This is a genomic window from Paracoccus sp. P2, from assembly GCF_046335115.1.
Classification (GTDB): domain Bacteria; phylum Pseudomonadota; class Alphaproteobacteria; order Rhodobacterales; family Rhodobacteraceae; genus Paracoccus; species Paracoccus pantotrophus.
The window spans coordinates 37,379-44,185 of the sequence record NZ_JBGOSN010000033.1; the positions used below are offsets into that span (position 1 = coordinate 37,379).

At 70.0% G+C, this 6,807-nt stretch carries 6 protein-coding genes; 4 read left to right on the forward strand and 2 right to left on the reverse strand.

The window, feature by feature from the left end; translation table 11 throughout:
* Positions 1-149: 149 nt before the first annotated feature.
* From ACDP63_RS17905 to ACDP63_RS17915, 3 genes are all read left to right on the forward strand, one after another.
* Positions 150-1,568 carry a capsule biosynthesis protein CapA gene (locus ACDP63_RS17905; protein WP_028710322.1) on the forward strand — a complete coding sequence of 473 codons (1,419 nt, stop codon included), beginning with the start codon at positions 150-152 and terminating at the stop codon, positions 1,566-1,568.
* 149 nt (positions 1,569-1,717) lie between these two features.
* Positions 1,718-2,848, forward strand: a complete 1,131-nt coding sequence (locus ACDP63_RS17910) for a polysaccharide biosynthesis/export family protein (RefSeq protein WP_177209328.1) — start codon at positions 1,718-1,720, stop codon at positions 2,846-2,848.
* 4 nt (positions 2,849-2,852) lie between these two features.
* Positions 2,853-4,844 (forward strand): capsular polysaccharide biosynthesis protein, encoded by a 1,992-nt coding sequence (locus ACDP63_RS17915; RefSeq protein WP_024844524.1) that lies wholly within the window; start codon positions 2,853-2,855, stop codon positions 4,842-4,844.
* Positions 4,845-4,859: 15 nt separating this feature from the next.
* Here ACDP63_RS17915 and ribD read toward each other — a convergent pair whose 3' ends face one another.
* Both ribD and nrdR read right to left on the reverse strand, forming a co-directional pair.
* Positions 4,860-5,852: a bifunctional diaminohydroxyphosphoribosylaminopyrimidine deaminase/5-amino-6-(5-phosphoribosylamino)uracil reductase RibD gene (ribD, locus tag ACDP63_RS17920; protein ID WP_024844523.1), complete on the reverse strand. Its 993-nt coding sequence runs from the start codon at positions 5,850-5,852 to the stop codon at positions 4,860-4,862.
* A gap of 14 nt (positions 5,853-5,866) precedes the next feature.
* Positions 5,867-6,331 carry a transcriptional regulator NrdR gene (nrdR, locus tag ACDP63_RS17925; protein ID WP_024844522.1) on the reverse strand — a complete coding sequence of 155 codons (465 nt, stop codon included), beginning with the start codon at positions 6,329-6,331 and terminating at the stop codon, positions 5,867-5,869.
* A gap of 248 nt (positions 6,332-6,579) precedes the next feature.
* Between nrdR and ACDP63_RS17930 the strand changes: the two genes are divergently transcribed.
* Positions 6,580-6,750, forward strand: a complete 171-nt coding sequence (locus ACDP63_RS17930) for a hypothetical protein (RefSeq protein WP_409928377.1) — start codon at positions 6,580-6,582, stop codon at positions 6,748-6,750.
* Positions 6,751-6,807 lie beyond the last annotated feature (57 nt).

The following is a 6,807-nucleotide window of genomic DNA, read 5'->3' on the forward strand; positions in this document are numbered from 1 at the left end:
TCGGTTAAGCAAAATCAGGAAAGGCCGTGACAGCGGCGGGATTTTGGTGCAATCAGGGGGCATATGACCTCGGTGGCTGGGCCCCGCCTGCAGCGAAAAGCCCGAATTCCTGAAAAAAAAAACAACACCAGGCTCATATGCTGAATTCCATGACCGCCCCTCGCCATTTCCGCGATCTGCGCGCCGCCCCGGCGCCCGCGGCTTCCCCGCGCCCGCTTGCCCCGCCCGATCCGCAGCCGCAGCAGCAGCGCAAGCTGGTCCCGGTGGCGGCGACCGCCGCCTTGCCCGCCGGCAAGCGCGTCTTCCTGATGTTGCAGGGGCCGCACGGCCCGTTCTTCGACCGCGTCGGCCGGCTGTTGCGCGATGCCGGTGCCCAGGTCTGGCGCGTCGGCTTCAACGCCGGCGACGAATTCTTCTGGTCCGACGCGCCCCGGTTCATCCGCCACGGCAGCGGGCCCGAGGACTGGCCCGACCACCTGGACCGCATCATCACCGAAAAAGGCGTGACCGACATCGTGCTTTACGGCGACGTCCGCCCGGTCCATGGCGCCGCGCGCGAGGCGGCGCGGCGCCACGACCTGGTGCTGCATGTCTTCGAGGAAGGCTATCTGCGCCCTTTCTGGATCACCTATGAGCGCGGCGGCTCGAACGGGCATTCCGCGCTGATGCGCATCCCCCTGCGCGAGATGCGCAACGCGCTGCGCAACCGCGTGGCCGAGATGCACCGACCGCCGGCGCGCTGGGGCGACATGCGCCAGCACAAGTTCTATGGCGCGCTCTATCATTTCCTGGTGCTGGTGGCGAACCGCCGCTATCCCGGCTACCGCACCCACCGCCAGATCGGCGTGTTCCAGGAGTTCCGGCTGAACCTGCGCCGCTTCCTGCTGACGCCCTTTCATGCCCTGGCCCGCATGCGCGAGGCGGGCGCGGTGCGGCGCGGCGGCTTTCCCTATGTGCTGGTGCTGATGCAGCTGGAACATGATTCCAACTTCGTCGCCCATTCCCCCTATCGCCGCATGTCCGAATTCACCGACGAGGTGCTGACCGCCTTCGCCCGTTCGGCGCCGCGCCATCACCGCATCGTCTTCAAGGCGCATCCGCTGGAGGACGGGCGCGGCGGCATCCGCCACGCCATCCTGACCAGGGCCCGCGACCTGGGGATCGAGGACCGGGTCCATTTCGTGCGCGGCGGCAAGCTGGCGCGGCTTCTGAACCAGGCCCATGCGGCGGTGACGGTGAACTCCACCGCCGCGCAGCAGGCGCTGTGGCGCGGGTTGCCGGTCAAGGCCATGGGCAATGCGGTCTTTGACAAGCCCGGCCTAGTTTCGGACCAGAGCCTCGACGAATTCCTGTACGATCCGCGCCCACCCCATGCGCTGGCCTATCGCCGCTATCGCGACTTCCTGTTGGAAAGCAGCCAGGTTCCGGGCGGCTTTTACGCCGCGCGGTCCCGCGCCCACGCGCTGCGCATCGTGGTGGACATGATCCTGGCGCCCGAGGATCCCTATCAGGCGCTTTTCGCCGGGCGCGGCAAATATCGGCAACAGATGGACGGCAAGGACGATTGAGCCGGGTAAAAATATGGAAAACCCCCGGTTGCTGGGTTAACGTGCGGCAAAATACGACCTGCGATCCGGGAATCGCACGAGAGGACAGGAGCAACAGTTTGACGCAAGCCATTTTTTCGCCTCTTCGGTCCGGCGCGGCGCCGGTCCGCATGCGCCGCAACCTTGGCTCGCGCCTGGCACGGGCGGCTATCCTGGGGGGGATGCTTCTCGTCTCGGCTTGCGGCCTGCCGCGCTCGGGCCCGACAAAGGGCCAGATCATGTCCGGCGCGGTGGAAAAGGGCGGCAGCACGCATATCGTGCATGTCGACGACCGGGTGAACCGGGCGGCGAACTATACCCCCGCCTATGGCTTCTCGGCCGATTTCCGCAATGCCGGCACGGTCGCCGCCGACGACATCCGGCCCGGCGACGTGCTGGGGCTGTCGATCTGGGAAAACGTCGATGACGGGCTGCTGGCCTCGATGGGGACAAGCTCGACCCAGCTGACCGAATTGCAGGTGGACAGCGAGGGCTATATCTTCGTGCCCTATGCCGGCCGGGTGCTGGCCGCCGGCAACAGCCCCGAGCAGCTGCGCCGCATCATCACCCAGAAGCTGGAAACCCAGACCCCCGATCCGCAGGTCATGGTCACGCGCGTCGCCGGCGACGGCGCCACCGTCTCGGTCATGGGCAAGGTCACGGCGCAGGGCGTCTATCCGATCGAGCGCCCGACCCGCACGCTTTCGGCCATGCTGTCGCGCTCGGGCGGGGTCTCGATCGAGCCCGAGATCGCCGTGGTCACGGTCAAGCGCGGCAATTCTAGCGGCAAGGTCTGGCTGCGCGACCTGTATTCCAACGCTCGCAACGACATCGCGCTGCGCCCCGGCGACGTGATCCTGGTCGAGGAGGACGAGCGCAGCTTCACCGCGCTCGGCGCGCTTGGCGGCCAGACCAAGGTGCCGCTGGGCAATGAACAGATCAACGCCATCGAGGCGGTGGCGATGGTCGGCGGGCTCAGCACCTCGCTGGCCGATCCAAAGGGCGTCTTCGTGCTGCGCGATGAGCCGCCGGCGGTGGCCCGCGCCGTGCTGGGCCGCGGCGACATCCAGGGCAGCCAGCGCGTCGCCTATGTGCTGGACCTGACCAAGCCCGACGGCATGTTCCTGGCACGCGATTTCGTCATCCGCGACGGCGACACCGTCTATGTGACCGAGGCGCCCTTCGTGCAATGGCGCAAGACGCTGCAGTCGATCCTGGGCACCGCCACCGAAGTCAGCGCGGTGGACAGCGCCTTCGAGTAAGGGCGTGGAGCAGAATGACCATGCCGCCGGGGATTCCCGGCGGCTTTTCATATGCAACGGCGGTTTCCTGACCCGGCCGCGCCTGCGCCGCATCCTGCAGCTGGCCGGCTGGTCGCTGCGCATCGGCCTGCCCGGCCCCGGCGATCATGTCGGCATCTGGGGCGACAGCCCGACTGCCTGGCGCGGCAAGGCCCTGGCCGCCCGCCGCGGCGCCCGGCTGGTGCGGATCGAGGATGCCTTCCTGCGCTCGGTCCTGCCGGGGCGGGCGCGCGGCCCGGTGGCGGGGCGCGGGCCCATCGGGTTGCTGATCGACCCCTCGGGACTGCATTTCGACCCCGATACCCCTTCGCTGATCGAAACCCTGGTGCATGCGCCCGCCACACAGGCGCAACTGGACCGCGCGCGGCAGGGAATCGCGCGGCTCATCGCCGCCGACCTGTCGAAATACAACGCGCATCTGCCCCAGGTCGCACCGCCCGCCGGCGGCTACGCGCTGGTCATCGACCAGACCCGCGGCGACGCCTCGCTGCGCGGGGCCGGCCAGGCGGATTTCCGGGCCATGCTGGAGGCCGCGCGCGACGAGAATCCCGGCCTGCCGCTGGTGGTTCGCAGCCACCCCGAGACCGCGCGCGGCCTGCGTCCCGGCCATTTCAGCCCCGCCGACCTGCGCCCCGGCGAGATCCTTTGCGACAGCGCCGTCTCGCCCTGGGCGCTGCTTCGGGGCGCGGCGCGGGTCTATGCCTATTCCTCGCAGCTGGGCTACGAGGCGATGCTGGCCGGCCACCGGCCGCGCATCTTCGGCCGCCCCTTCTATGCCGGCTGGGGCCTGACGGATGACCAGCACCCGATTCCGCGCCGCCGCCCCGCCAGCATCGAGCAGCTTTTTGCCGCCAGCCACCTGCTTGCCCCGGTCTGGTATGATCCCTGCCGGGACCGGCTGACGGATTTCGAGGGCGCGCTGGCGCAGATCGAGGCCGAGGCCCGCGCCTGGCGCCAGGACCATGCCGGACACCTGGCCCATGGCATCCGGCTGTGGAAACGGCCCTTCATGGCACGGTTCTTTGGCAGCGGCCGTGGGGTGCGCTTTGCCGCCAAACCGGGGCCGGGGGTGACGATGGCCTGGGCGGGGCGGGCTGACCAGGTGCCCGGCGCGCTGCGCATCGAGGACGGCTTCCTGCGCTCGCGCGGGCTGGGGGCGGCGCTGGTCCCGCCGCTGTCGCTGGTCGCCGACGACCTGGGCATCTATTACGACCCCGGCCGCGAAAGCCGGTTCGAGCGGCTGATGGCCGAGCCCCTGCCCCCTGGCGGGGGCGAGCGGGCGCTGCACCTGGCCCGGCTGCTGGTCGAGGCCGGGATCACCAAATACAACCTGTCCGGCGAGCCGCCCGACCTGCCGCCCGGCCGCCGCATCCTGGTGCCGGGCCAGGTCGAGGACGATGCCTCGATCCGCCTGGGCGCGGGGCGCGAGCGCAGCAACCTGGCCCTGCTGGAACGCACCCGGGCCGAGAATCCCAACGCGGTGCTGGTCTACAAGCCGCATCCCGATGTCGAGGCCGGGCTGCGTCCCGGCCTGGTCCCCGAGGCCGAATTGCGTCGGCTGGCCGATGTCGTCGCCCGCAACAGCGCCGCCGACGCGCTGATGGGCCAGGTCGACGAGGTCTGGACCATGACCTCGACCCTGGGGTTCGAGGCGCTTCTGCGCGGCCTGCCCGTCACCACCTTGGGCGCGCCCTTCTATGCCGGCTGGGGGCTGACCCGCGACCTGGGGCCGGTGCCGGCGCGCCGGCAGGTGCGGGCCGATCTGGCCAGGCTGGCCCATGCCGCGCTGATCGCCTATCCGCGCTATTACGACCCGGTCAGCCGCCTGCCCTGCCCGCCCGAGGTGGCGCTGGACCGGCTGCGCGACCCGGCATTCGGTGCAGGCGGCCCGACGCTGCGGCTGCTTGCCAAGGCGCAGGGCGTGCTGGCCGGCCATGCCTGGATCTGGCGGCGCTAGGCCGTGATCAATTGATCAACAGCCCACCGCTTCATCGCGCAGCCAGCGATGCATGACATCGGGCCCGATCCGGCGCGTCTCGGCCAGCCGGAAGCGCGGCGCGTCGGCCAGGCGCTCCAGCCCCAGCACGCCGATGCCGGCGCGGCCGTCGCCGCCCAGCACCAGCCCGGCGCTGTAGCCGATCAGCTGGTCCACCAGCCCCGCGCGCAGCAAGGCGGCCGCCAGCACCCCGCCGCCTTCGCACAGCACGCGGGTCAGGCCGCGGGCGCCGAGTTCGGCCATGACATCCTCGGGCCGGCCGGCGAGTTGCCAGAGCGGGCCATGCCGCAGCCCCTCGGCCGGCAGATCGGGCAAGGGGCGCGACGAGAGCACGATCCGCACCGGCTGCCGCACCGGGCCGAAGCCGCGCACGTTCAGCCCCGGCCGGTCGGCGCGCGCCGTCTCGCCGCCGACCATCACCGCGTCATGGGCCAGGCGCAGGGCGTGGACATGGCGGCGGGCCTCTGCCCCGGTGATCCATTGGCTTTCGCCCGCTGCGGTGGCGATGCGGCCGTCGAAACTGGCGGCGAGCTTCAGCGTCAGCATCGGCCGGCCGCGCTGGATGCGGCTCAGGAAGCCCTGCTGCACCGCGCGCGCCTCGGCCTCGCAGACCCCTTCACTCACCTCGATCCCGGCGGCGCGCAGGATGGCATGGCCGCGGCCGGCCACGCGCGGGTCGGGATCGGTCAGCGCGGTGACGACGCGGGCGACGCCCGAACGCAGCAGCGCCTCGGCGCAGGGCGGGGTCTTGCCGTGATGGGCACAGGGCTCCAGCGTGACATAGGCAGTGGCGCCTTGCGCCGCCTCGCCGGCCTGGGCCAGCGCCATTGCCTCGGCATGCGGACGCCCGCCGGGCTGGGTCCAGCCGCGCCCGACCACCACGCCGCCCCGCACCAGCACGCAGCCCACGGCCGGGTTGGGCCAGACATTGCCCAGGCCGCGCCGGGCCAAGGCCAGCGCGTGCCGCATGTGGCGCCGGTCGATCACTCCTCGGCCGTTTGCGGGCGCAGTTCCGAGACGAACTTGTCGAAATCGTCCGCCGCCTGGAAGTTCTTGTAGACGCTGGCAAAGCGCACATAGGAAACCGTGTCGATCCGGGCCAGCGTCTCCATCACGATCTCGCCGATGACCTTCGAGGGGATGTCGGTGTCGCCCATGCTTTCCAGCCGGCGCACGATGCCCGAGATCATCTGGTCGATGCGCTCGGGTTCGATCGGGCGCTTCTGCATGGCGATGCGGATCGAGCGTTCCAGCTTGGCGCGGTCGAAATCCTCGCGCCTGCCGTTGGACTTGACCACGACCAGATCGCGCAGCTGCACCCGCTCATAGGTGGTGAAGCGGCCGCCGCAGGCCGGGCAGAAGCGGCGCCGGCGGATCGCCACATTGTCTTCGGCCGGACGCGAATCCTTGACCTGCGTATCGACATTTCCACAGAAAGGACAGCGCATCCCTTGTTCCCCCAAAGCCCCGGACCCCTGCCAGTATAGGCAAGCCCAAACCGCTTGGGTAGTGCGTTGAACGTCCCACAAGATCGGCGATGCCACACACCCGCCGGCCTGACGCTGCGGCAATTGCGCAAGCGCGGTGCAGAAGCGGCAAAAACCCGGCACTGGCGTCTCGACAGGCTGTTCGGTCGCATGCAACATTCGCCGCGATATCGGCCGCCAGGAGAGGGCCGATCAACGCGGAGGAACCCATGAAGACAACCAACCAGTTCGGCCGGCGCGCCTTTCTGACCCGCGCCACGGTTGGCGGCGCGACTGCAGCGGCCGGGGCTGCGCTTGCCGCGCCCGCCATCGCGCAGGAGATGCCCGAGGTGAAAGGGGTCTGCTGCCGGACGGTGCTAAATCCTACGCTAAGCCGATAAAACGCGCCTTCCGTGGTCCCTGAGGTTTCCGTTGGCATCGACGTAGCGATAGAGGGT